Origin of the sequence: Rhodococcus sp. KBS0724, from assembly GCF_005938745.2 — a bacterium.
GTDB lineage: Bacteria > Actinomycetota > Actinomycetes > Mycobacteriales > Mycobacteriaceae > Rhodococcus_F.
Window position 1 is genome coordinate 3,611,557 of the sequence record NZ_VCBX02000001.1, and the last position, 25,357, is coordinate 3,636,913.

Below are 25,357 nucleotides of genomic sequence, written 5' to 3' on the forward strand. Positions count from 1 at the left end.
GGGAACCGCGTTTGTAGGCTGACTACATGACCGGACCCTTGAGTGACCGCGAACTCGACATCATCGTCTACGGAGCTACCGGCTTCGTCGGCAAACTCCTTGCCGAATACCTCGTTCGGCATGCACCCGCCGGAACGAAGATCGGACTCGGCGGGCGTTCCCTCGAGAAGTTGACGGCCGTGCGGGCCGGATTGGGAGCGGCCGCCGCCGAACTTCCCCTCGTAGTCGCCGACGCGGATGATTCGACTGCCTTGAAGGCACTTGCCGAACGAACACGAGTTGTGGCCACGACGGTCGGCCCGTACGCAAAGTACGGCCATCAGTTGGTTCACGAATGCGCCGCAGCGGGAACTCATTACGTCGACCTCACCGGTGAGGTTCTCTTCCACCGCGAGAGTATCGACGCCAATCACGAGCTTGCGGTGTCGACGGGCGCCCGCATCGTTCATTCCTGTGGGTTCGATTCCATCCCTTCCGATCTCGGGGTGCATGTCCTGCACAAGCTGATCGAGGCGGACGGTGCCGGAGAATTGACGGACACGACCCTGGTGGTCACGTCATTGCGCGGCGGTGTCAGCGGCGGGACCATCGATTCGGTCCGCACGCAGATCGACGCGTCGAAACACGATGCACGGCTGCGGAAACTCGCGGCCTCGTCGTACTCGCTGAGCCCCGACCGCACCAGTGAACCCGATCTGGGCAAGCAGAGTGACGCCACGGTCGTCGACGGCCGAAAAATCGATCCGTCACTGCACGGGTGGAAGGCACCGTTCTTCATGGCGTCGTACAACACCCGCGTCGTCCGTCGGAGCAATGCCCTTCGCGACTGGGCCTACGGGCGAAAGTTCAAGTACACCGAAGTGATGAACGTCGGTTCGTCGGTGGTCTCACCCGTGATCGCCGGCGGTGTTGCCGTGGGACTGGGCGCTTTGATCGTGGGCCTGGCACTTCCGCCGACGCGTTTCCTGCTGGACAAGGTCCTGCCGGCACCCGGTGACGGCCCGAGTGAGGAAACCCAGAGCAAGGGCCATTTCACGCTCGACGTATTCACGACGACCACGACCGGCGCGCGGTACACCTCGCGGGTGAAGGCCAAAGGCGATCCGGGATATAGTGCTACCGCAGTGATGCTCGGCGAATCAGCGCTGAGTCTTGCTGTCAGCAACGCAGAATTGCCCGATAACGCAGCCTTACCCAACGCTGCGGGCGTCCTCACCCCGGCCACAGCCTTGGGAGATGTCCTGGTCGAACGTCTGCGTCGCAGTGGTTTCGAGATCTCCGCAGGCCGGTTGTGATGTATCCATCGAGGCTCTGTCCACCTGCGAGATACTCACTAGTAACATTGATTGTGGTTCATGGCACCCGTCGTGGTGCTCCGATTTCGGAAAAGTGAGGCTATTCATGACTGAGCGCGTTCAGGTCGGCAGTCTGCAGGTTGCCAAGGTTCTCTACGACTTCGTGGTCGAGGAGGCTCTGCCGGGCACCGGTGTAGACGCCGAGACCTTCTGGGCCGGCGCCGACAAGGTCATCACCGAGCTTGCGCCGAAGAACCGCGCCCTGCTCGCCAAGCGTGACGATCTGCAGGCGCAGATCGATCAGTGGCACCGCGACCACTCCGGCGCCCCCATCGACGCCGCAGCGTACAAGGCGTTCCTGCAGGAAATCGGATACCTCCTGCCCACGCCCGCCGAGTTCTCCGTGACGACCACCAACGTCGACACCGAGATCACCTCCACCGCCGGCCCGCAGCTGGTCGTCCCCATCCTCAACGCCCGCTTCGCCCTCAACGCCTCCAACGCGCGTTGGGGTTCGTTGTACGACGCGCTCTACGGCACCAACGCCATCTCCGAGGACAACGGCGCCGAGAAGGGTTCGGGCTACAACAAGGTCCGCGGCGATCTGGTCATCGCGTGGGCTCGTGAATTCCTCGACGCGGCAGCACCTCTCGCGTCGGGATCACACGCCGATTCGACGAAGTACGTGATTGACGACAGCGAACTGAAGATCACGTTGGCGGACGGCAGCGTCACCACGCTCGCCCAGCCGGAAAAGTTCGTCGGCTACCTCGGCGAGAAGGACGCACCTACCAGCATCCTGCTGCGTAACAACGGACTGCACGCCGAAATCCAGATCGACGCGTCGTCGCCGATCGGCAGCACCGACGCCGCCGGCGTCAAGGACGTCGTTCTCGAATCCGCGGTCACCACCATCATGGACTTCGAGGATTCGGTCGCCGCTGTCGACGCCGACGACAAGGTTGTCGGCTACCGCAACTGGTTGGGCCTCAACCGTGGCGATCTGTCCGAGGAGATCAAGAAGGGCGCCAAGTCCTTCACCCGCACCCTCAACGGCGACCGCAAGTACACCGCCGTCGACGGCACCGAACTGGCCCTGCACGGTCGCTCACTGCTGTTCGTCCGCAACGTCGGCCACCTCATGACCAACCCCGCGATCCTCGACGCCGACGGCAACGAGGTTCCCGAGGGCATCCTCGACGCCTTGATCACCAGTGCCTGCGCGGTCCACGGTCTCTCGATCAGTGACGCCAACGGCCCGCTCGACAACAGCCGCACCGGCTCGATCTACATCGTCAAGCCCAAGCAGCACGGTCCCGAGGAAGTTGCCTTCACCACCGAACTGTTCGGCCGCGTCGAGCAGGTCCTCGGCCTGCCCGAGAACACGCTCAAGGTCGGCATCATGGACGAAGAGCGTCGCACGACGGTCAACCTCGCTGCCTGCATCAAGGAAGCCGTCGACCGTGTCGTGTTCATCAACACCGGTTTCCTCGACCGCACCGGCGACGAGATCCACACCTCTATGGAAGCCGGCGCGATGGTGCGCAAGGCCGAGATGAAGAAGCAGAAGTGGATCGGCGCCTACGAGGACTGGAACGTCGACACCGGGCTGGCCTGCGGTCTGCAGGGCAAGGCTCAGATCGGCAAGGGCATGTGGGCAATGACCGAGCTGATGGCGGACATGCTCGAGCAGAAGATCGGCCACCCCAAGGCCGGCGCCAACACCGCGTGGGTGCCTTCGCCGACCGGTGCAACGCTGCACGCGACGCACTACCACCGCGTCGACGTGTTCGCCGTTCAGGACGGACTGAAGGGTAAGCCGCGCGCCAGCGTCGACGACATCCTGACCATCCCGCTCGCTCCCAGCACCGACTGGACGGACGCGGAGAAGAAGGAAGAACTCGACAACAACTGCCAGTCCATCCTCGGCTACGTCGTCCGCTGGATCGACGCGGGTGTCGGCTGCTCCAAGGTTCCCGACATCCACGACGTCGCACTCATGGAGGACCGCGCAACGCTGCGTATCTCGAGCCAGCTGCTCGCCAACTGGCTGCGCCACGGCATCGTCAGCGAAACCGACGTCGTGAACGCTCTCGAGCGCATGGCACCGGTGGTCGACCGTCAGAACGACGGCGACGCCGAATACCGCAACATGGCACCTGACTTCGATTCCAACATCGCCTTCCAGGCTGCCAAGGAACTCATCCTCGAAGGCGCGAAGCAGCCCAGCGGATACACGGAGCCGATCCTGCATCGCCGCCGCCGCGAGTACAAGGCCGCCAACGCCTGATTCACCTCACTGAACGCGAAGCTGAACCGAACAGCCTCGGCACCACTGCGGTGTCGAGGCTGTTCGCGTAGGCCCCGAAGATTCGTCACTAGACTGGCTCTCGGCAGAGATCGTCGAGTGAACAAGGTAGGGCAGCGTACGTGGGCGAACATCGCGGCGGGTCAGGCGCCAGAGGTATCAGTAAGGGGCCGATCCTTGTTGTCGTGGCAGTAGTCCTGATCGTGGCCGGTTTCTTCGGGTGGAAGGCCCTGGGCAATCGCATCGACGACCAAGGTCAGCAAGCGGCGGGGACGTGCGTCGAAGGCAACCGGACGCTCGACATCACGGTTGACCCGTCGATTGCACCGCAGGTCGAGCAGTTGGCCAAGCGATTCACTGAGACTTCACCAGTGATCCGGGATCATTGCATCACCGCTGCAGTCAATGCAGTGGCATCGCGATTAATAACAAATGCACTGGAAGCGGGTACCGAGTGGGATTCCGCTGCACTCGGTCCGCGCCCAAATCTTTGGATTCCGACCAGTACCTTCGAACTCGCACCGCTGTCCGGTAAAGGCGTGATTAACGGAGAGCCACGATCACTCGCGAACTCGCCGATTGTCCTGGCGCTCGCGCCGGAGACGGCAACAGCGCTGGAGTCCGCGAATGCGGGATGGCAGTCCCTCGGCGACACAACACTGGCGCTTCCCGTCGGCAGCCCGCAGACGATCATGGCAACGCAGGCGATTGCCGCGGCCGCGGCCGGCGCCGGTACCGGACCCGTCACGGTCGAGCAGGCCAAGTCCAGCCAAGTCACGTCGGCGCTGAGCGCACTGGCATCACAGTTCCAATCCCTCCCGACGCCGCCCGCTACTACCGCCGACGCGCTAGCCGCCCTCACGAGTGGAGCACCCGACACCGTCACAGCGGTCCCGGCCATCGAACAGTCGATCGCCCAGTCCGCGAACGCAGACATGACGGCATTCTCCCCCAGCGGCGCAACCCCGCTCGCGGATTATCCAGCCGTGATCGTCGCGGGCGGTGGCATCGACGAAACTGCCTCACGCGCCGCCGCACAGTTTTCCGAATTCATGCGCACTGCGGAGCAGTCACAGATCTTTGTCGACGCCGGATTCCGTGTCGAAGGCAAGAGCGTCCCGGATCTTGGCGCGCTCGAACCCACCCAGATCACCTCCACGTTGACACCCGCATCGGCGGAGACGGCCGCTGCTCTGAACGCTGTTATCGCCAACCCTGTTTCCGTTCGCAGCACAACCATCCTGTTGGACACCTCGACGTCGATGACCGCCGACATGGCCGCGGTCAGTGCGGCGCTGGGATCTCAGTTGGTCCGCAGTCCAGACGCATCCGATGTCGGACTCCACGCCTTCCCTGGTACTAGTGCAACGGCATCCGAGCGCGTGGTCGTTCCCGGCGCTCCCCTCGATGCCGATCAACGAGCCAAGCTCACTGCTTCTCTGAACAACCTTCGTATCGACGGCAAGACGACCAAGTACCCCGCGTTGGCGGAAGCGTACAAGGAAGCGACAAGCGGATACGACGCCGATCGAACCAACTCCGTGTTGCTTGTCACCTCGGCTGCCACCGACGAGTCGACGATGACACGCGCCGAACTCCTCAGCGCCATTGCGTCAGCGACTGATCCGGCCCGCCCGGTTCGGGTCGACGTCCTGGTTGTCGGCGCCAGTGGTGATGCCTCCACACTTCAAGACGTCTCCGACAGAACTGGTGGAACATTGATTCGCGTAAACCCGAATGACTCCGCCGCAATGTCGGCCGCAGTCGCGGACCTGTTGTCCTGATGGCACGTATCGCAGTATTTGCCGTAGTTCTTGCGCTTCTCACGTGGTTTCTGCACCGCAGGCTGGTCCGCGCAACCGGCATGCCGACGCGTTGGGCTCGCATCGCCGACACTGCGTTGGTGCTGTTGGCAGTTCTCACGCTCATCGGTATGGGTAGCGGCGAGGTCTTCCCCACGTCGTGGGCGCGCCCGGTCGGGTTTCTCGGGTGGGTCTGGTTGGCGTCGTGGCTGTATCTGATTCCGGGATTGCTGATCATCGGAGCGTGCGCCGGCGTCAATCGCCTGGTGCGTAAACGCCGGGAAGAACCGGAGATGGATCCGGCGAAGCGTCGCACCTTGCAGTTCGCTACCGCCGCGGTCACACTCGCGGCGCTGGGCACCGCCGGGTACGGCGTCTACGAGGCGTCGAACCCGAAGGTCTCCCGGATTCGGGTCCCGCTGGCACGCCTGCCCGAGGGTTTCGACGGATACCGGATCGCCTTGATCACCGATCTGCACGTAGGTCCGGCCCGCGGGGTCGACTTCACCCGCAAGGTGGTCGAGATCGTAAATGCGCAGAACGTCGATCTGATTGCGATCGGCGGGGACCTCGTGGACGGCACCGTCGCGAAAGTTGCTCCCGATCTTGCTCCGCTCGCCGATCTTCAGTCGCGCGACGGAATCTTCGGAGTCAGCGGCAACCACGAGTTCTATGCAGACGACGGTGGCAAGTGGCTCGACGTGTGGGAAACCTTGGGGATCACGACGCTTCGCAACAGCCGAACGTCGATCACGCACGAGGGCGACACGATCGACATCGTCGGAATCCACGACTACACGTCGCCGGCCCCGTACGAGCCGAATCTGACTGCCGCACTCGAGGGCCGCGATCCGAACACGTTTGCGTTGCTGCTCGCGCACGAACCTCGCCAAGCGCTCGAAGCGTCGGAGTTGGGTATCGATCTGCAACTGTCCGGGCATACGCACGGCGGCCAGATGTGGCCGCTGCGCTATCTCGTTCCGCTGCAGCAGCCTTCGGTGCAAGGTCTGGACAAGGTCGGCAACACCGTGCTGTACACGACGCGCGGCGCCGGAGCGTGGGGTCCGCCGGTACGCGTCGGCGCACCGCCGGAGATCACCGTTCTCGAACTCGTGCGCGAGTAGTGATGATCTCCAGCGGCTGAGCAGACTAGCTGCCTGCGAACGCTTCGATCGGCGGGCACGAGCAGATCAGGTTGCGGTCGCCGTGTGCGCCGTCGATACGACGCACGGACGGCCACACCTTGGGTCGAGCCTTGCCGCGCGGGAACACCGCGATCTCACGTGAATACGGGTGATCCCACTGCGCCGCGATGCTGCCGGCGGTGTGGGGAGCACCACGAAGCGGGTTGTCCTCCACTGTCCACTCGCCGGATCCGACGCGATCGATCTCGCCACGAATGGCGATCATCGCGTCGCAGAACTCGTCGATCTCTTCGAGGTTTTCACTTTCGGTGGGCTCGACCATCAATGTGCCGACGACGGGGAAGCTCATGGTCGGAGCATGGAAACCGTAATCGGCGAGACGCTTGGCAACGTCGTCGACGGTGACGCCGGTGTCCTTGGTCAGACCGCGCAGGTCGAGGATGCACTCGTGCGCGACCATGCCGTTTTCGCCGGTGTAGAGAACCGGGAAGTACTCGTCGAGTCGACGCGCGATGTAGTTGGCCGACGCGATGGCTGTCAGGCTGGCGCGGCGCAGGCCCTGAGCTCCCATCATCCGGATGTACGTCCAGGTGATGGGCAGGATGGACGCGCTGCCGTACGGGGCTGCGGAGATCGTGCCTTTACCGCCGAGTTCGGGGGCCATCGGGTGTCCGGGCATGAACGGTGCGAGGTGCGAGCGCACACCGATCGGTCCGACGCCGGGTCCGCCGCCGCCGTGCGGGATGCAGAAGGTCTTGTGCAGGTTCAGGTGGCTGACGTCGCCGCCGAATCGGCCCGGACGGGCAAGGCCGACAAGCGCATTGAGATTGGCGCCGTCGACGTAGACCTGGCCGCCGGCATCGTGCACTGCTGCGCAGATGTCGGAGATCTCATGCTCGTAGACACCGTGCGTGGAGGGGTAGGTGATCATGATCGCGGCGAGACGCTCAGCGTGATCGGCAATCTTCGCACGCAGGTCGTCGACGTCGACGTCACCGTTGGGACGGCACGCCACCACCTCGACGCGCATGCCGGCCATGACGGCCGAAGCCGCGTTGGTGCCGTGAGCGCTCGACGGGATGAGGCAGGTGTCGCGGTGATCGTCGCCCCGGCTGAGGTGGTAGTTGCGGATTGCGAGCAGGCCCGCGTACTCGCCCTGGCTACCGGCGTTGGGCTGCAGGCTCACGTTGTCGTAGCCGGTGACCGCGACCAGCCAGTCCTCGAGGTCCTTGATGATCTTCAGCAGACCGGGTGCGTCCGACGTCGGAGCGAACGGGTGGATTGCGTTGAACGCGGGCCACGTGATGGATTCCATCTCGGCGGTCGCGTTGAGTTTCATGGTGCACGAACCGAGCGGGATCATGCTGCGGTCGAGCGCAATGTCCTTGTCGGACAGCGCACGCAGGTAGCGAAGCATTGCCGTTTCCGTACGGTAACGGGTGAACGCTTCGTGCTGCAGGTAGTCGGACGTGCGCTCCTGAGAAGCGGGGACCGAGTTGCCCTCTGCTTCGATGGCGACAACAGCGTCGTCGATGCCGAACGCGTCGAGCACTGCCAGGACGTGATCGGCGGTGGTGGCCTCGTCGCAGGAGATGCCGACATGATCGGCGTCGACCAGACGCAGGTTGATCCCGGATTCCTTGGCCGCAGCGACAACCTCGGCCGCCTTGCCCGGAACCTGAGCCAGCACGGTGTCGAAGAACGAATCGTGGACAACGGTCACGCCGCCCTCACGCAGGCCGTTGGCCAATGCGTGTGCACGGGCAGCGACGCGCAACGCAATCGCCTTGAGTCCCTCGGCGCCGTGGTAGCTCGCGTACATCGCAGCCAGAATAGCGAGGAGCACCTGAGCGGTACAGATGTTGGACGTCGCCTTCTCGCGGCGAATGTGCTGCTCACGCGTCTGCAGCGCGAGGCGGTATGCCTTGTCTCCGTCGGCGTCGATCGATACACCGACCAAGCGCCCGGGCAGCTGACGCGCATGCTTGGAGTGCACGGCCAGGTAACCGGCGTGCGGTCCGCCGTACCCCATTGGAACACCGAAACGCTGGGTGGTGCCGAAGCACGCGTCCGCACCGAGTTCACCCGGCGAGGTGATGAGCGTCATCGCAAGGAGGTCGGCGCCGACGGCAACCAGTGCGCCGCGTTCATGGGCTTCCGCGATGATCGAGGTGTAGTCGACGACGCGTCCTGACGCCCCGGGGATCTGGGCGATGACGCCGAAGAAGTCGCCTTCGGGCAGGCCGGCAGTAAGGTCTGCCGAAACGATCTCGATGCCGAGCGGCTCAGCACGAGTCTCGATGACGGCGAGGGTCTGCGGGTACAAGTCCGCGTCGACAACGAAGCGCGGGGACTTGCTGCGGTTCGCGCGGCGCAGAAGCGTCATCGCTTCGGCGGCAGCGGTGGCCTCGTCGAGCATCGACGAGTTGGCCAGTTCCATGCCGGAGAGGTCGGCGACCATTGTCTGGAAGTTGAGGAGGGCTTCGAGGCGGCCCTGGCTGATCTCCGGCTGGTACGGGGTGTACGCGGTGTACCAGGCGGGATTCTCGATGATGTTGCGCAACAACACCGGCGGCGTCAGAGTGTCGAAGTAGCCGAGGCCGATCATCGACGTCGCGACGGTGTTCTGGGCAGCGAGTGCGGTCAGTTCCGCGAGCGCCTCATGCTCGCCGACCGGCAACGGCAAGGCGTCGAGGCCCGCAGCGATTCCGCCGGGTGCAGCGTCGAGAATGACCGACGGAACGGCTTTGGTGGCGAGATCGTCGAGGGAGTCGACCCCGATGAGTTCGAGGATGCGCGCGAGTTCCGCGGCGTTCGGACCGACATGGCGGTCGGCAAAATTACGGCTTGCAGCGTCGATCACGACAACTCCCAGGCAGATCGGAGGATCAGGACACACACCGACTGCGGTGTGTTCCTCCCCCTCTGTCGCCTGCTCGACACACGAGCGCCTGAGAGATTCGGTAGTGATCCGCCACGTTTGGGAACCACAGCCTTTCCCCGTCGGCGGGTGGGTTATCCCACCGCTTTCCAGAGGCGTCGGAGCCCGTACGGTCCTTGGTGCCTGAGAGATTGACGGGGAGGTATTGCTCCTTCGGCGCCCTGATAACGCTCACAAAAAGTCCGCAAATCGAAGACTGGTGTGTGAAGCACTACCCGAGGCTCTCCCGTACGCCGGCGACGCGTGGCCCAGTCTAGTTGACCGGCCGGCCTTCCGTCGCCACCACATCGACCGAGCGGGTGTGACGACGCAAACACTATCCGGTCTTGCGGCTCACACGATTCTTGCGGCGCGACGCCAATTCGTCTTCGGGATTCGGATCGCTTTCGCCGCCGTCGGCACGTTCGGCCGGGAAGTCGGCGATGGTTCCGGTGAGTTCACGCATCGCGCCGCTGACGGCGATGCCGAATACTCCCTGACCGCCCTGGAGCAGGTCTACGACCTCTTCGGGTGACGTGCACTCGTAGACGGTGGTTCCGTCGGAGAACAGTGTGATGTTGGCAAGATCGCGAACGCCGCGGTGACGCAGATGATCGACGGCCACCCGGATGTTCTGCAGCGAGATCCCGGTGTCGAGCAAGCGCTTGACGATCTTGAGAACCAGAATGTCCTTGAAGGAGTACAAACGCTGACTGCCGGAGCCGGCTGCACCGCGGATGGACGGTACGACCAGGGCGGTACGTGCCCAGTAGTCGAGCTGACGGTAGGTGATTCCGGCGATCTGGCAGGCGATGGGCACGCGGTAGCCGACAAGATCATCGGGAATGGAGTCGTCCGGGAACAATCCGGGTTGCAACTCTTCCGACGTGGGTCGGGCAGCCGGATCTGCAGTCAGTTCAGCGACGCCGGAATTCTCCGCCTTGCCTACGTTCGACTGTTCTTCCACTGCCGTCTCCTTCTCGATACGCCATCGTGTAATCACGCTGTGCTATGCGGCAGAGTCTGATACCCGAACAGAAACGGATACCCGCGTCAGCCGATCTCGAACCACCAAACATTTCGAAGCAGTGAATCCGAGGCACGTAATTCCACGAGTGGACTTACCTAGAGTACGCCCCGACAGAGCATCTGGACCAGACTCTATTTCAAGGCTCAACGATCTTCACCGCTCGCAACGGTAAGACCCCGGCGCGATTTTGGTCAACGCAACACGCCGAAAGAGACTAAACCTCTACTTGAGAGTTGAAGCCTAAAGTCAAATGCAGAGACAACCGGGCTAACCGTCAGTTGCCTTGAAATCGTCCGGAGAAATTGTGTCGAGGAATTCCTTGAACTTCTCCACCTCGTCCTCACGCTCGTCGGGAATGATCAATCCGGCCTCGGCAAGGACTGATTCCGAGGCAAAGATCGGCACCCCGATCCGAAGCGCCAACGCAATGGAATCCGACGGACGAGCCGAGACCGTAGTTTGCTCGTCGAAAACCAGGTCGGCGTAGAACGTGCCTTCTTGCAGATCCACAATGCGGACTTCCTGCAGGCTACGGCCGAAGGATTCGATCAGTATTTTGATCAGGTCGTGTGTGAGCGGCCTCGCCGGCTCGACTCCCTGTTGCTCCAGAACGATCGCCGTGGCTTCCGTCTGCCCGATCCAGATCGGTAGGTACCGATCACCGTCCGACTCGCGGAGCAACAAAACCGGCTGATTCTGGGGCTGCTCGACACGAACTCCGATCACACGCATTTCGCCCATCGAGCTTGCCTCCAACCTGAAATAACCCTGGTGGCCGCATTCACGACCGTACTGAGATTCTATTCGCGTGGAACGAGATGATCGAGAACTCAGCGATCAAGACTTCCGCGGACTGCTGATTTGACCAGGCATGTGTGCAATGTCAGCGACAATGCTGCCAGTTCTCGAACCATTTCCTCGGCTCGATCGCGGGCACCCGCGTCACGTCCCTTGGCGACCGGTCCGGCGATCTGGGTAACCAACCCGGCTTCACGATCGGCAGCCAACTTGAACGCACGCAGATGTCGAACTTCCAGACCGTATTCCGCCATCGCCTTGGCTGTCCGAGCCAACGTCACCGCGTCTTCGTCGAAGAATCCGGCAGCGCCCGGCACGATCAGACCCGTGCGAATCAGGTCGGTCAGGAATCGATCGTCGATGTCCGCGCGAGCGAGTAGATCTGCCCGACCCACCCGGACTTCACGATCCACCCGGAAAACCTCGGGTGATACTTCCCCCGGAGCGATCGACAGGACGCGCGGACGACGCGGCGCAGAGTTGTCTGCGCTAACCGTCGCGGCACCACTGTCGATCGCCTCGAGTTGTTCCTTGATGACTTTCAGCGGCAGGTACTGATCACGTTGAGCGGTCAGTACGTAGCGAAGACGCTCGCAGTCCTCGATGGAGAACCTGCGGTATCCCGACGGCGTCCGTTGGGGGCTTATCAAGCCCTCGGACTCGAGGAAACGAATCTTCGAAATCGTCACGTCGGGAAAATCTGGACGCAACCGATCCAGCACGGAGCCGATAGACATCCCCGGCTGGCTCTGCTGCCGCAATGCCGTCATTAGCTACCAGCACCTGCTGACGCCTCGCCCACCTGCGAACCGCCGGAACGCGGGCCGGTGAGGAAAACCAGACGGAACTTACCGATCTGCACCTCGTCGCCATTGGCGAGCACTGCCGAATCGACAGGCTCACGGTTGACGTAGGTGCCGTTGAGACTTCCGACGTCGACGACGTGGAATTCGGCTTCTTCCTGACGGAACTCAGCGTGGCGGCGGCTGACCGTCACGTCGTCGAGGAAGATGTCACTATCCGGGTGGCGACCCGCCGACGTGGTCGGCTGATCCAGCAAGAAACGCGATCCCGCGTTGGGTCCTCGTTTGACGACGAGCAGAGCGGCGCCGGCCGGTAGACCTTCGACACCTGACACCGGCTGCTCGGCGGCCGGTGCTGCTGAGGAGTTATCGAGCTCGTTGAGGAAATCCGCACGGAATACCGATGTGGTCTCCGCCGGCGTCTCCCCGTAGCCCGCGTCGTTACCGTTCTCGCTCACTGTTTCTCCTCCTCGATCAATCGTCCAGATCAGAAATCACTGGACTACGCAGTGCACTTTTATCTCGAGCATCTTTCACAGTCACTTACAGATACGACCTGCACCCCGACTTGGCACATGCGTACCCCACGACCGTACCCTGCGCACACCCTTGTGTGCAGCGAGACTGGCCGCGACTGGGCAGGTCGGCGCTCAAGCCCTAGCTGGACGTCAGGGCGGTGTATCCCGCAGCGTCCAAAGTCTCCGAAATCGCACTGTCCAAAGTGGCTTCGTCGGCAACCTCGAGATCGACGAGCCAACCGTTGTTGTACGGATCGGTGTTCACGAGTTCGGGAGCGCCATCCAATTCGCCGTTGGCCGCAATAACTTTCGCGGTGAACGGTGCAAAGATGTCTGACACGCTCTTGGTCGATTCGACCTCACCGAGCGACTCGCCTGCGGTGACGTCTTCTCCCGCGGCGGGGAGCTGAACGAACACCACATCTCCGAGCTGTGACTGAGCGAAGTCGGTAATGCCGACTCGAACAGATGTCGGGCCGGTTCGCTTCACCCACTCGTGTTCCGCGGTGTAACGCAGATCGGTAGGTGTATCGAGCTCACTCACAGTGGCTTCCTTTCACATGCCGCCCGAAAGTTCCGGACGCAAAAATTCAATTTCCGGGTTGAGCGTATTGGCGCGGATTCAATTGTCGCAAGGCGGAGATCGTGACCTGCTGTGATTGCTCGACGGTAGAACTTCCTCCGCCCCGTGAAACGTTGTCGAACACTCCGCCCGGAATGTTCAATGCCGCTGCCAAAGTCGGCGGATCGCCGATCGCGCTCACAGTGTACGGCGCTGCGATCTTCGTTCCGTCCACTTCGATGTCGCCACTGCGGCCGCCGACCCACGAATTCACGCCGATCCGGATCGGTTCGCCTGTGGCTCCGGCAATCTGAATCGCTTCGGCTCCGGCGGCACGTAATTCCTGGATCAGATCGAGAACGACCTCGGGCCCGACGCCGCCGGTCGGATCGGTCAACGTCATGGTGACGCCAGGGCCAGTCGCCGGCGCCGTCCCCACCTGGATGGAGAGGGCATTCAATCTGGCCTGCGCTTCACTGAGCGCCGCGTCGGTGCTTCCGCTGCGGCGCAATTTCGCCAAGGAATCCTCGAGCTCCGAGACTTCCTGCCGCAGCGCCGCTTCGCGTCGGTTCAGGTTGTCGAGAACGACAAGCAGATCGGCGGGACGAGCAGAATCGAGCGAGTCCCCCGCAACGGTACTGCGCACCTGAGTTGCGATCGCCACGCCAAGAACACCGAGCAGGACCGTCGCAAGAATCGCGAACACCACGTTGGTGCGATGCTTGTCCGCGGGCCGCAACTCGTGACGGCCCTCGTCGTGTTTCCTGGACGCTGCTTCAGCCATGCCTCACGCTCCGAACAGCCGGCGGCGCAGTGCCGCAGCGTTGCCGAAGATTCGAATCCCCAGCACCACCACGATGGCCGTCGAGAGTTGGGTGCCAACTCCGAGCTGATCACCGAGCCAGACGATCAGCGCGGCAACAAGAACGTTGAAGACGAAGGAGACGACAAATACCTTGGCGTCGAAGATCTCGTCCAGGTACGCCCGCAGGCCACCGAACACTGCGTCGAGGGCAGCGACAACGGCGATCGGGAGGTACGGCGCGAACGCGTCGGGCACCTGTGGGCTGAAGACAACACCCAGCACGATCCCGACCACCAATGCGGCGAGTCCGTACAGCGCGGAACCGGCCTTCATCGAACTCGCTCCATCTATTTCGGTCCTATCGGTTCGGTCGCAACGCGCACCGGACGCGTCGCGGCAGGCGGAAGGTTCATCGAATTATCCTCGGCCACAGCAAAACCGACGCCGTACAACTGCGCGATGCTGGACATCCGCAAGTAGGCATCGCTGACGACGAATTCTCGCTGCATTGCGCGACTGTCACCGATTGCCTCGACAACGTACGGCGAGAAGACGGGCTGATTGTCGACCAGCATCGCACCACCGGCCTGACGGATCGTTACCGTCGGGCCGATGCGGACGCCGCCAACGGCAACAGCCTCGGCGCCGCCTGCCCACAGTGCGTTGACCACACTCTGAATGTCCCGGTCGAGAACGACGCTTTTTCCACCGACGCTGCGTTGAGATGCGTCGGAAAGATTGGGGCGTCCGGCCGGGTCGGTGAGGGTGACGGTGATGCCTTCTCCGTGCACGGCTTCGGCGCCCGCTTCACTTTCGATGCGGCGCAGTTGCCCGAGAATCTCGTTGCCTTCGGTGTCGCCGGCCAAAGCAGTAGCGCGGGCGGCGTCGACTGCCGCGGCGAGGGAGCGGCGGGTCGCGTCCAGGTCGTCGATCTGATCTTCCGTCGCCCTCACCTTCGCAACAAGATCGGCGCGGAGGTCTTCGGTGCCTGACACCTGCCCGGCTGCCGCGACCGCTGAGACGGTCAGGACAAACCCGAGAAGGAGCCCGCCCAGAGCCAGCCATGGGCCGGTGCGCGGCGCCGTGTTCTTGCTGTGATCGTGTTCTCGCTCGAGTGCTGCCGCCTCGTATCCTGGATCGAGGTGTTCGGTCATCAGCGACCGGAGCAGTGACGGCACCGGGTTGCGGCGCACGTCCTCCCCCGTCCTTTTCATCGAGGTACAACCTCGTAGGTCCGCGCGATCCGAGCCGCTTTGAGGACGTAGATCACGGCAGTCCACACGTACAGGACTGTTCCCCAGATCAGGAAGGCAAAACCGAACGCGTGGGTGAATCCTGCGATCGCCCAATCTCCGTAACCCGCCAATACCAGCGGCAACGCAAACATGAGCAGGAATGTAGCGGCTTTACCGAGATAGATGACTTCGGGCGGCGGGAGGCCGCGCCTGCGGTAGATCGGAAGAGTGAGTGCGAGGATCAGATCCCGGCCGATCAGGATCGCCGCGACCCACCAGGGAATGAAGTCGCGAGCCACGAACGTCACGAGCGTCGTCACGACGTACAAGCGATCGACCAGCGGATCGAGCAGAGCCCCCAACTTCGAACTCTGATCAAGGATCCGTGCCAACTTGCCGTCGAGCCAGTCCGTGAATCCGGTGAGCATCAGCAGTGCCAGCGCCCACCCGTCCGCATGCGTCACCAGCAGCAGGTACGCAAACACCGGGAGCAGCAGCAGACGCGCCATGCTGAGAATGTTGGGAACTGTCAGAACTCGATCCGTCACGACAAGTTCCTGTTCACCTGATGTCACTGCACACACCTCGTATTGTTCCGCACTCCGCATCGAACTGGCCGCGGTCGCGATGCCGTGGTGCCAGCTTTCCACAGCACTTGCGACATTTTGCTCATGGTCACCCCTCGCGCGAGCCCAAGGCTGCTCGCGCGAAGTGTGGGTGGCGCTACCGCCAGGCGAAAACGGGTTGTTCGAGGTTGTCGATCCGGGTGTGCCGTCCACGCAGGACTTCCCGCAACTGGTAGACGACCGCCCCTGTCGGAGCATGCACGAGGCTGGTGCGAAACGGCCACTGCACCACCGGATTCGGCGACTCCTCGATCGACACGAAACGCGGGTCGACGTCGAGTTCGGCGGACGTGACCGCATACAACGACGCAACTTCGTCCGGGTTGGGGACCAATTTGTCGATATCGGCGCCCGACCACACCACAAACGGGCGGATCACGAAGCCAGAGCGTGTGACGTAATCGTCGAGGCGGCCGATGATGTCGGACGTCGCTGCGGTCAGCCCCAGTTCTTCGGAGAGCTCCCGCACCGCACCTTCCTCCGGCGTCTCACCGGCGTCGACGCTCCCGCCGGGCAGAGCGAATTGGCCGGGGTGTGCGCGCATCTTGCTCGGCCGCTTCGTCAGCGGGAACACCGACGTGCCGTCGGCATCTCGCATCAGGGCAAAGACCACCGAAGCCAGCCTGCGTCCGCCCAAGTCAACGGATCGTGGTTCGAAGGTCGAAAAAGCTGATTCGACATGGGCCCGATCCAGTAAATCCACGTTCACCATTGCTCGACAGTAGCGCGGTCCCCTCGAGATTCAGACACAGGCCAGTTTCCGTTTGAGCGTTTTGCGAGATTACCGGCGGAAAACCCTGTCATGCTGACGTAGTGAAAGCATGGTTCGAGCACACAGTCGTCGATACCGGACGGCTGCCGTTGTTCTTCCTGCTGGTCGCGTTTCTGCTTACCTTCTTGTTCATCAGATTCAGTGTGCGCATGATTCGCGCGGAAGTGTCGTGGTGGCCGGGCAATGTCACCCCCGGTGGTATGCATATCCATCACATGGTGTTCGGGCTGATGATGATGCTCGTCTCCGGGTTTGCCTTCATCGCGTTGGCGGATTTCCACACTCCCGTCGCCAATTGTGTACTCGCGTCTGTGTTCGGAATCGGTAGCGCGCTGGTACTCGACGAATACGCTTTGGTCCTGCATTTGCGTGATGTCTATTGGGCCGAGGAGGGTCGGTCGTCGATAGATGCGGTATTCGTGGCGATCGCCATTTCCTTTCTTTTCTTGTTCGGCGTCCATCCGATCGGGTTTGCCGGCGAGTTCGATCCGTACGAACAAGATCGCAGTATCGCGACTCTCATCGCGATAATCGTCGCGCTGATACTTCAATTGGCGCTCGCGATGATCACACTTCTCAAAGGCAAGTTATGGACCGGTCTGATCGGACTGTTCTTCCCGCCGCTCCTGATCGTCGGCGCAATCCGTCTGAGCCGACCTGGTGCGCCGTGGGCCAGGTCCCGGTACCGCTACAAGCCGGTGAAGCTCTCTCGCGCGGTCGCTCGCGAGCAACGTGTCAGAGAACCACTGATCAAAGCCAAGATTCGATTCCAGGAAAGCGTCTCGGGAAGTTTCGGGGTACCGGAAGCCATCCCCCGGCCGGCAGCTGAACCGGCCACAGCGTCGACGCCCGAGCCGTCGCCCACGACTCCGAAGTGGCGGATATCCGACGCACTGCGATGGCGTCGTACCCGCAGACGACTTCGCACCGTCCCTGTGTGGCGGCTACCCGTTCTGCTGGTCGTCGCTGCGTTCTTCTTGGCCGACACGCTTATCGACGTCGACAGTTCCGTATTCGACGGCTTCGGTTCCGATTCGCTGGAATACGCCGTGGATCCGGGGGCTACGGCAACTTTGCTGAGTGTTATCGCCGGCGGAATGATCACCCTCACCGGCCTTGTGTTCACCGCGATCACACTTGCCATGCAATTCGGTGCTTCGCAGATATCGGTACGGGTGGTTCCCATGCTGGCTCAGCAGCGAGTTATGCGATGGTCCATCGGGATGTTTCTCGCGACATTTGTGTACTCGATCATCGTTGCCCTGGATCTTGCTCTCAATACCCAGCATTCAGCTCCCCAGATATCCACGTACACGGCGTTGTTCCTCGCGATCATCAGCGCAATTCTGTTCATCGCCCTGGTGTCCCGGGTCGGCTCGATTCTCAATTCGAGTCGACTTCTTCGGTGGATCGCGGCCGAGGGACGAAGCGCAATCGTTCGCTCGTACCCGCACTACGACGAATCGGCTCAGGACGCACCCTCCGTCGCCGCAGCACCTGTCACTGATCGCGCACCGGCCGTCGACGATTCAGCGGACCTCCTGGTTGTTCGACTGCGACACCTCTCCCCCAACGGGCGCATACTTCTGGCGATCAACCTGCCGCGGTTGGAGCGATTGGCGTCCAAGTGGGGCGTCAGCGTCGAAGTGGTGCCAGGCATCGGAGAATTTGTAGCCCAGAACGCGCCGCTGTTCGAAGTGCGTGGCACGTCGATGGCGATTCGCCCGGATTCTCTGATGTCGTGCCTGATCTTCGGTGACACTCACGGTCCCGTCGTCGGTCCTGCGGCGGCAATTCAATCCATCGTCGATATAGCGCTCAAAGCACTGTCGCCGGCCATCAACGATCCGGGCCGCGCGGTCCAGGCTCTCGACCACATCGAAGATCTGCTCGTTCTGCTGGCACCGCGAGTACATGCCGACTCCGCGACGTCCACGCTGACCCGGATCCGCGGGCAGGAAAGAACCTGGACTGACTACGTGTCCATCGCCACCGACGAAATTCGGCACTTCAGTACCAATTCTGCTCAGGTGCAGCGCCGACTGCGCGCCGTGCTCACCACCTTGCTGACAGCGTGCCCGGCGGATCAACATGCCCCACTCCTCGAACGCCTCGACGCCATGAACACTCAACTGACCCGCGAATGGACCGGCGAACTGGACATCCGCCTGGCCGGTGTCGCCGATCCCCAGGGCCTCGGATCTGAAGCGGGGGCTAGCGGACGCGTCCATCCGCTGATCGTCGGACGACCGGCGGCGAAGTAGTTCAGAGTGCGGAGTTGAACGCCTGGACCCGTAGATCCCGCGCCAGGTTGTCGCGCTTCTCGAGCACCAACCGCCGCAACGACGCCGGCGCGTCGGCATTGGCGTCGAGCCACTGATCGACCGCAGTCGTGTCGTCGGACGCAGGGAACAGCCCGTTCACCAGGCGCCGCGCAATCTCGATGCTGCGGCCTGACCACCACGTGCGCAACGAAGCGAAGTAGTTTGCCGCGTAGCCCTCGATCAGGGCTGCGTCGACGCCGGCTTTGAAACCGCCGATCATGGCATCGAGGTGATCGTTCGACAGGGTCAGGTCGGTGGTTGCGGCGCTCCAGACGCGTTCCTTGGCCGCTGCCGTGGGTAACGACGCAAGAGCGCGAGCGTGGGCAGTCCTGCCGGCCGACGTCTCGTCGCTGCGCAGCTCGCGGTCGAGGTCATCCGGTTCGGCAAAGCCGGTGGCAGCCAGAGCAATCCACATCGACCACCGCAGATCGGGATCGAGAGCGAGCCCGATCGGTCCGGGGCTCTCGCCCAGCAGAATCGCACGCAGCGCGTCGGCCCGCGAGTCGTCGATCGCAGCCGCGGCAGCACACGCGCGGGCCCAGGCCAGCTGACGGCCCGATTCCGGTTCGCTCTCGAACATCGCCTTCCACGCCGTAGCCAACCACCCAGCCGCCGCGCTGGCGCGCAGTTCGAGCGGGACGTAATGCTGGATCGCGAAATGCGCGTCGGCGGTGATCGAACTGAGAATCGCCAGGTCAGGTTCCGAGGGGCCGAATTGTTCGGCCACGGCAAGGTACCGGAACACCGACAGTTCCCCGTCACGCACGGAGTTCCACAGCGAAGACAGAATCAACCCACGCGCGAGTGGATCGACAATACGATCGAGCGACGATTCGACGGTGGCGAGCGACGCCGCGTCGAGTCGAATCTTTGCGTAGGTCAGGTCGTCGTCGTTGAGTAGGACCAGCGATCCCGCCGAAACGTCGATCGGTGTGCGCTCCGCCGAAATGTCGACCTCGACGCGCGCGGTGCGAACCAGGTCGCCGGTATCGCCGTAGTCGTAGACACCGACTGCCAGTCGATGCGGTCGGGGATCGGTCTGCACCAACTCCCCGGCCTCGAACGTCAACGTCGACACTCCCGTTGTCTCGAGCCAGGCCCGTGACCAATCGCGCATGTCTCGCCCTGACGTCGCACTCAAGGCGTCTAGGAAATCGACGAGCCGAGTGTTACCGAAAGCGTTCGCCCGGAAGTACTTCCGGGACGCCTCGAAGAACGCGTCACGTCCGACGAAGGCGACCAGTTGTTTGAGGACGCTCGCGCCCTTGGCGTATGTGATGCCGTCGAAGTTCAGCTTCGCCGCTTCCAGATCGACGATGTCAGCGACGATCGGGTGCGTGGTCGGCAACTGATCTTGCAGATACGCCCACGCTTTCCGCTTGATCGCAAACGCCACCCAGGCGTCGGTGAACCGGGTTGCCTCGACGCTGACCAGCGATCCCATGAAATCGGCGAACGATTCCTTGAGCCACAGATCGTCCCACCACACCATGGTCACGAGGTCGCCGAACCACATGTGCGCCATCTCGTGCAAGATCGTGTTCGCGCGGCGCTGGTACTGCTCGGCGGTGGCTTTGCCGCGGAACACATAGGACTCGGTGAAGGTGACGAGCCCCGGATTTTCCATTGCGCCGAGGTTGTATTCGGGAACGAAAATTTGGTCGTACTTGCCGAACGGGTAGGGATAATCGAAGGCGTCGGCGTAGAAGTCGAGGCCTTGCCGGGTCACGTCGAACACGTCGTCGGCGTCAAGATAGTGCGCCAGCGACGCTCGACACAGAACACCCAGCTCGACGGTGAGTTCGCCGCGACTCCACACCGAACTCGCGCGATGGTACGGACCGGCCGCGACTGCCGTGATGTACGTCGAGATCGGCAGTGTCGGAGCAAAAGTGACGGTCTTGCTGCCGGCGGCATTCGAATCCGTCTGCACGGGAACCTGATTCGACAGCACTTCCCAGGACTGTGGTGCCGTCACCACAAAAGTGAACGGCGCCTTCATGTCCGGCTGCTCGAAGCACGCAAACACTCGACGGGCATCCGCCGGTTCGTACTGCGTGTACAGGTACGTCTGCCCGTCGGCGTCGTCGACAAATCTGTGCAGACCTTCACCGGAACGGCTGTACTCCGCGAGCGCCACAACCTGGACGACGTTCACATCCGCCAGCCCGGTCAGCGCGATCCGCGCACCGTCGTACGCAACAGCAATGCGACGGCCGTTCACCTCGACCGATTCGACCGCACTGCCGATGAAATCGAGCCACGTCGAATCCACGGTCGACGTCATCTCGACCGTGGTGACGGTCCGGAACGTCGACACAGCAGGGTCGACCGCCGAGCGGAGGTCCAACTCCACCCGATAACCGGTGACCGATACGGCAGACGATCGGAGAGTGACTTCGCTTCGGTTCAGATTTGCTGTGCTCACCCGTCTGATCCTGCCAGGCCGGGCGAGCAACAGGTCCCCTATCCCGTGAAAGCGCCCTGCCACACGGTGTCGAACGGTGTGTGCGCCGAGACCCGGGCTTCGATACCCGCAGTGACAAACTTCTTTGCCAGTGCCACGGCTTCTCCCACGTCAGCGCCCTTTGCGAGCTCGGCGGTCACTGCAGCAGCAAGGGTGCACCCGGCACCGGAGACTCGTTCCTGGCCCACCTTGGGAGCAGAAAGAACCGTCACATCGGTTCCGTCGAAGAGCACGTCGACGGCGTCGTCGCCGGCCAGTTCCACGCCGCCCTTGGCCAGAACGTACTTCGGTCCGAGATCGTGGATGCGACGCGCCGCCTCGATCAGTTCGTCGACGCTCGAAATCGCATCCATACCGGCGAGGGTGCGCGCCTCGAAGAGGTTGGGTGTGACAACCGTTGCGAGAGGCAGGATCGAATCGCGAAGTGCCGTATCGGTATCGAGCGCTGCTCCGGGTTCCTGACCCTTGCAGATCAGGACCGGATCGAGAACCACGTGCCGCCACGACTGACGACGGAGACCCTCGGCAACAACCTCGATGGTGGCCGGAGTTCCGAGCATGCCGATCTTCACGACGTCGAGATCGTGCGCCGACGTTGCTGCCTCGATCTGGTCTGCGATCACGTCGGGCGCGATGGGGACAAAGCGGTGGCCCCAGTTGTTCTTCGGGTCGAAGGACACGATGCACGTCGTGGTGGCGATTCCGTAGACGCCGCGGGCCTGGAAGGTCTTGAGGTCGACCTGTAAGCCGGCACCACCGGTGGATTCGGATCCGGCGATGACATAGGCAAGGTCAACCACGGTACAAACTCCTTTTGAGGCTGGGGCGCCATCCGCGGATACCCGCGAACGCCGGAGGTCGAAGTTTATCAACGCCGACCCCGGCGCCTCTCCGCGACTACTCGCCCTGCTAGCTCACCAGCTCAACCGGAGGGTACGAGTAGGTTTCATCGAGAATCGACTCGCCGGGCACGTAAAGCCGGAAAACCAGTCTGAACGCGGCATCGGGCGCCGGCAACCAGTTGGATCGCGCAGTAACGCTGGTCGGCTCGTCCTTCGAGATGGTGAGGATCAGCGATCCGTCCGCTTCGTATCGGATTCCGGCGGTGCGGTCGCCGATCGAGTACCGGTCGATCGGGTTGTCAACCAAGTAGTAGCGGGGAATGTCGTAGAGCGTGATCGACCAGAATGCGCCGACGGGAGGCTTTTCCGGGAAGTTGATGCGATAGGTGTTCTCGCCGAGCAGAGGCGCTCCGGTCACGTCGGTGAACGCTTGCGCATACACCGCCTCGTAGGCGTGGTTTCCCCACAACCCGAGGCGACACGCGATCGCCCTTTCGGCAAGGCACACCTTCTCGTCGCGGATTTTCCACCGGTCGTCGTCGATTGTTCCGAGGCTGAGGTTGTAGACGTTGTAGTCGAAAAGGTGAAGGCCTACTGTCCACCCGTTGAAGACGGGAGCCTCGCCGTGTTTGGTGGCATCCTCGAGCTTGGCGACGCCGTCGTCGTACCAGGCAGCAAGGTCCTCGCTGTCGACGTCCGGAGAGAACAGCCCGGAAAACCGCTCGATCAGGGCAGATTCCGCAGCCGGTGCGGGGAATGCCTGCGACCAGTTGTGTGCCTGCTGCCAGAACAGCAGTCCGTCGGAAGGGTTCGCGTCCACCGCGGGAAGACCGTTCACTGCGGCAGTCGGGTTGAGTGGCTCGAGTACCAGGGAATTCTGCAGCGACGTCACCGCGGAAAGGTCGTCGTTGCCGGTGCAGGCAAATCGGCCGACGATCGACACGATGTCGGTCGACGCTTGGACTACCGGAAACTCCGATTCCCCGGTCCAGCCCGGTGGGGCGATCAGAAAACTGCCGGCTTCGTTTCCCGTTGCCCGGGTGCCGATGTACGCGATGTTGTTCGTCCAGGCGTCGACGAACTGGAGTACGTAGTAGCGATCCCCGGTTGCGGGCACATCCAGTCGCAGTGGTCCGCCCGAAAGGTCAAGCTGCGCCATCGAATAGACGGTGTCGTTGTTGATCGTGACAAACGTGTCCTCTGGGCCTGCAAGTTTGCGGGCGTGCGAGAAACTGTTGAACGGTGCTGCCGGATTGGAGCCGATGCCGGCCGTGACGTAACGCTCCACCTGTCGGAGGTTCTCCACGAGCGGGTAGTAGTAGAAATACGCAGCGGTCGCGGTCTCTGTCAGTGCGCTCAACTCGTGTCCTTCAATTGGGCACTGTTACCAGTGCTGCGAAGAAGTTAGTGCGGCCAACAATATCGATAATCGCAACAAGTCGGGCAACTACGACAAATCGGGAATCCGTGTCGCCCAGGCTATGTCGTTGTCCTCATAGCCGAGCGGCGGACCCACGAACTCTCCCCCACACGTGATCAATGCCAGCGTCTCCGGCCCGTCCATCCGGTTCAACCGCTCGACCGGCAGTTCCCCATCCTTGCGGTACTGGTCAACCGTATCGATCCGATACGACCACTCCTGGCCATCGGCCCCGGTCAACACCACAATCGACCCCGGAGTCAACGACGAGAATTTCTTTCCGAAACCGTCACCGGCATACACGTCGTTGATGTGGCCGGTGATCACGACAGTTCCCGCACCCGCACCCGGAAATGCCGAATCCGCCCACCAGCCGACTTTGCTCACGTCCTCCGGAGGAATCAGCGAACCGTCCGATGTCGTCTTGATCGCAAGAACTACAGCTGCCTCGTTGCCGATGCGCAGTTCAGTCGGCGTCGCAGGATTGTCGACAGACGCCTGCACCGCAGCCGGCAGATTCTCCTGCCCGGTCGCGAGAACCCGAACAGGTTCGTCGTGCTCTGCCGAGCACCCACCCACGCACAACAACACCGTTAGTAGGGCTGCCCCACACAGCCGCCGAAGCGTCCGGCCGGCCGATTCCGTCACCGCGAGATCGGCCCGGACGGAACCTGGGAAATAGCAACTCGATTGGCTACATCTCGCCCGGGAAGTTCATCGTTTTGGTTGCCGCCCTGATTCCCGCCGTTTCCGCCGCCACCGTTCCCACCTTGGTTTCCGCCATTCCCGCCGCCGCCTGGGCAGTCGGTCCCCGGATCGGTTGTATCACCGGTCAATACGATCTTGACTGCCGAAAGGTCCACGGATTGGTTCTGCGCCACCAGGTTCGGAGTCGACACGTCGAAGGCGAGGGTGGCTCGAACAGGAATCACTCGTCCGTCGTCAGCTTGAGTGACCTTCGTTCCCGACATCCCCAGGTCCTGGGTCAGTGTCATACGTGATCGAAGTTCGGCGTCTCCGGTGAGTCCGGCTCCATCAATCCGCACTGTGCCGCTGACCGGGCCTCCGTGCGCTCGGATGGTGACCGCGGCCCGGAACTCGAGAGTGTCGCCCGGGACGGTGCGCCAGGACTCGATGGAGTTGATCTTCGTACCGGGAACACCGTCAGAGACGTCGTACCAGCCGTCGATCACTGCCGGATCGAGAGACATCGAGTTGTCATTGATCTCGGGAACGCACGCCTGCGTCAAAGAGACGGGCACGGCGCCGGCCACTCCGGGCAGCGCGGTAGTGATCAGGGCGGCGGCGGCAAAGATCGCTGCGCCTGCACCTGCGGTACCAAATCTTCTCATTCCCGCTACCCTCACCTACGGTCTGGCAATCTGGTCAATCCAGTCAAAATACCAGCACAATCACATAAATCGGCACTATCGAACCGAGGAAATATTCGGGTTGTGCCATCGAGCAATTATTCCGCTGCCGATCCCGACATCGGGTACATCGTTCCGGAGGGATTCAGAAGTTACAGATCACCCGCGCAATCGCCGCGGCGATCTACGCGTCCGATCGGCACTGCCCAGCGTCGTGACGTGTTTGGCGCACATCACAAGTGTCAACCCCTCGGTATGCCGCCCCCTAGACATGCCACCCCGGGACGAACACCGTGACCCGACAGGCACACAGTG

Annotated in this window: 21 protein-coding genes and 1 riboswitch; of the genes, 5 read left to right on the top strand and 16 right to left on the bottom strand. The window is 62.5% G+C overall.

The genetic code is table 11. The features are described from left to right. Positions 1 to 26 precede the first annotated feature (26 nt). The 4 genes from FFI94_RS16655 to FFI94_RS16670 all read left to right on the top strand — a co-directional run bounded on the left by FFI94_RS16655 (position 27) and on the right by FFI94_RS16670 (position 6,529). A complete protein-coding gene (locus FFI94_RS16655) occupies positions 27 to 1,295 on the top strand; it encodes a trans-acting enoyl reductase family protein (protein WP_138868821.1) in 1,269 nt (422 codons plus the stop codon). 106 nt (positions 1,296 to 1,401) lie between these two features. After that, positions 1,402 to 3,585 carry a malate synthase G gene (locus FFI94_RS16660; protein WP_138868822.1) on the top strand — a complete coding sequence of 728 codons (2,184 nt, stop codon included), beginning with the start codon at positions 1,402 to 1,404 and terminating at the stop codon, positions 3,583 to 3,585. 140 nt (positions 3,586 to 3,725) lie between these two features. Further along, a complete protein-coding gene (locus FFI94_RS16665) occupies positions 3,726 to 5,387 on the top strand; it encodes a substrate-binding domain-containing protein (protein WP_138868823.1) in 1,662 nt (553 codons plus the stop codon). Then, complete coding sequence (locus tag FFI94_RS16670) at positions 5,387 to 6,529, top strand: metallophosphoesterase (RefSeq protein WP_138868824.1); 1,143 nt, start codon at positions 5,387 to 5,389, stop codon at positions 6,527 to 6,529. Before FFI94_RS16665 ends, FFI94_RS16670 begins: the two co-directional genes overlap by 1 nt. A 25-nt stretch (positions 6,530 to 6,554) precedes the next feature. Here the strand turns inward: FFI94_RS16670 and gcvP are convergent, their stop codons facing one another. The 11 genes from gcvP to FFI94_RS16730 all read right to left on the bottom strand — a co-directional run bounded on the left by gcvP (position 6,555) and on the right by FFI94_RS16730 (position 16,559). Further along, entirely contained in the window at positions 6,555 to 9,413 is a 2,859-nt protein-coding gene (gene gcvP, locus FFI94_RS16675) for an aminomethyl-transferring glycine dehydrogenase (protein WP_138868825.1), read from the bottom strand. Between the two features lie 52 nt (positions 9,414 to 9,465). Further along, positions 9,466 to 9,594: riboswitch (glycine riboswitch) on the bottom strand. 213 nt (positions 9,595 to 9,807) lie between these two features. Continuing rightward, complete coding sequence (locus FFI94_RS16685) at positions 9,808 to 10,386, bottom strand: MerR family transcriptional regulator (RefSeq protein WP_313905575.1); 579 nt, start codon at positions 10,384 to 10,386, stop codon at positions 9,808 to 9,810. Positions 10,387 to 10,767: 381 nt separating this feature from the next. Then, positions 10,768 to 11,241 carry a bifunctional nuclease family protein gene (locus FFI94_RS16690; RefSeq protein ID WP_138868827.1) on the bottom strand — a complete coding sequence of 158 codons (474 nt, stop codon included), beginning with the start codon at positions 11,239 to 11,241 and terminating at the stop codon, positions 10,768 to 10,770. 89 nt (positions 11,242 to 11,330) lie between these two features. Further along, on the bottom strand, positions 11,331 to 12,068 hold the full coding sequence (locus FFI94_RS16695) for a MerR family transcriptional regulator (RefSeq protein WP_033231913.1): 738 nt from the start codon (positions 12,066 to 12,068) through the stop codon (positions 11,331 to 11,333). Beyond that, complete coding sequence (gene garA, locus FFI94_RS16700; RefSeq protein WP_033231912.1) at positions 12,068 to 12,559, bottom strand: glycogen accumulation regulator GarA; 492 nt, start codon at positions 12,557 to 12,559, stop codon at positions 12,068 to 12,070. The genes FFI94_RS16695 and garA overlap by 1 nt, the downstream gene beginning before the upstream one ends. A 199-nt stretch (positions 12,560 to 12,758) precedes the next feature. Next, on the bottom strand, positions 12,759 to 13,163 hold the full coding sequence (gene gcvH / locus FFI94_RS16705; RefSeq protein WP_092807693.1) for a glycine cleavage system protein GcvH: 405 nt from the start codon (positions 13,161 to 13,163) through the stop codon (positions 12,759 to 12,761). A 46-nt stretch (positions 13,164 to 13,209) separates the two neighbouring features. After that, positions 13,210 to 13,965 carry a DUF881 domain-containing protein gene (locus FFI94_RS16710; protein WP_138868828.1) on the bottom strand — a complete coding sequence of 252 codons (756 nt, stop codon included), beginning with the start codon at positions 13,963 to 13,965 and terminating at the stop codon, positions 13,210 to 13,212. Positions 13,966 to 13,968: 3 nt separating this feature from the next. After that, positions 13,969 to 14,319, bottom strand: coding sequence for a small basic family protein (locus FFI94_RS16715; RefSeq protein WP_138868829.1), 351 nt, complete (start codon positions 14,317 to 14,319; stop codon positions 13,969 to 13,971). A 14-nt stretch (positions 14,320 to 14,333) separates the two neighbouring features. Next, complete coding sequence (locus FFI94_RS16720; RefSeq protein WP_138868830.1) at positions 14,334 to 15,200, bottom strand: DUF881 domain-containing protein; 867 nt, start codon at positions 15,198 to 15,200, stop codon at positions 14,334 to 14,336. Further along, the gene (locus FFI94_RS16725; protein WP_397495568.1) at positions 15,197 to 15,730 is read right to left on the bottom strand and encodes a CDP-alcohol phosphatidyltransferase family protein; all 534 of its coding nucleotides are present in this window, start codon (positions 15,728 to 15,730) and stop codon (positions 15,197 to 15,199) included. Before FFI94_RS16725 ends, FFI94_RS16720 begins: the two co-directional genes overlap by 4 nt. Positions 15,731 to 15,944: 214 nt before the next feature. Then, complete coding sequence (locus FFI94_RS16730; RefSeq protein WP_138868831.1) at positions 15,945 to 16,559, bottom strand: CoA pyrophosphatase; 615 nt, start codon at positions 16,557 to 16,559, stop codon at positions 15,945 to 15,947. 101 nt (positions 16,560 to 16,660) lie between these two features. On the opposite strand from FFI94_RS16730, the gene FFI94_RS16735 reads away from it, so the two are divergent. Then, positions 16,661 to 18,883 carry a DUF2254 domain-containing protein gene (locus FFI94_RS16735; protein WP_138868832.1) on the top strand — a complete coding sequence of 741 codons (2,223 nt, stop codon included), beginning with the start codon at positions 16,661 to 16,663 and terminating at the stop codon, positions 18,881 to 18,883. Position 18,884: 1 nt separating this feature from the next. On the opposite strand, the gene pepN is transcribed toward FFI94_RS16735, so the two are convergent. The 5 genes from pepN to FFI94_RS16760 all read right to left on the bottom strand — a co-directional run bounded on the left by pepN (position 18,885) and on the right by FFI94_RS16760 (position 25,024). Continuing rightward, complete coding sequence (gene pepN, locus FFI94_RS16740) at positions 18,885 to 21,371, bottom strand: aminopeptidase N (protein ID WP_138868833.1); 2,487 nt, start codon at positions 21,369 to 21,371, stop codon at positions 18,885 to 18,887. Positions 21,372 to 21,409: 38 nt separating this feature from the next. Beyond that, positions 21,410 to 22,210, bottom strand: coding sequence for a bifunctional hydroxymethylpyrimidine kinase/phosphomethylpyrimidine kinase (thiD, locus tag FFI94_RS16745; RefSeq protein WP_138868834.1), 801 nt, complete (start codon positions 22,208 to 22,210; stop codon positions 21,410 to 21,412). Positions 22,211 to 22,319: 109 nt separating this feature from the next. Further along, positions 22,320 to 23,612 carry a DUF1254 domain-containing protein gene (locus FFI94_RS16750; RefSeq protein ID WP_138868835.1) on the bottom strand — a complete coding sequence of 431 codons (1,293 nt, stop codon included), beginning with the start codon at positions 23,610 to 23,612 and terminating at the stop codon, positions 22,320 to 22,322. A gap of 87 nt (positions 23,613 to 23,699) precedes the next feature. After that, complete coding sequence (locus FFI94_RS16755) at positions 23,700 to 24,320, bottom strand: class F sortase (RefSeq protein ID WP_260684170.1); 621 nt, start codon at positions 24,318 to 24,320, stop codon at positions 23,700 to 23,702. Continuing rightward, positions 24,317 to 25,024: a hypothetical protein gene (locus FFI94_RS16760; protein ID WP_138868836.1), complete on the bottom strand. Its 708-nt coding sequence runs from the start codon at positions 25,022 to 25,024 to the stop codon at positions 24,317 to 24,319. The genes FFI94_RS16755 and FFI94_RS16760 overlap by 4 nt, the downstream gene beginning before the upstream one ends. Positions 25,025 to 25,357: the final 333 nt, after the last annotated feature.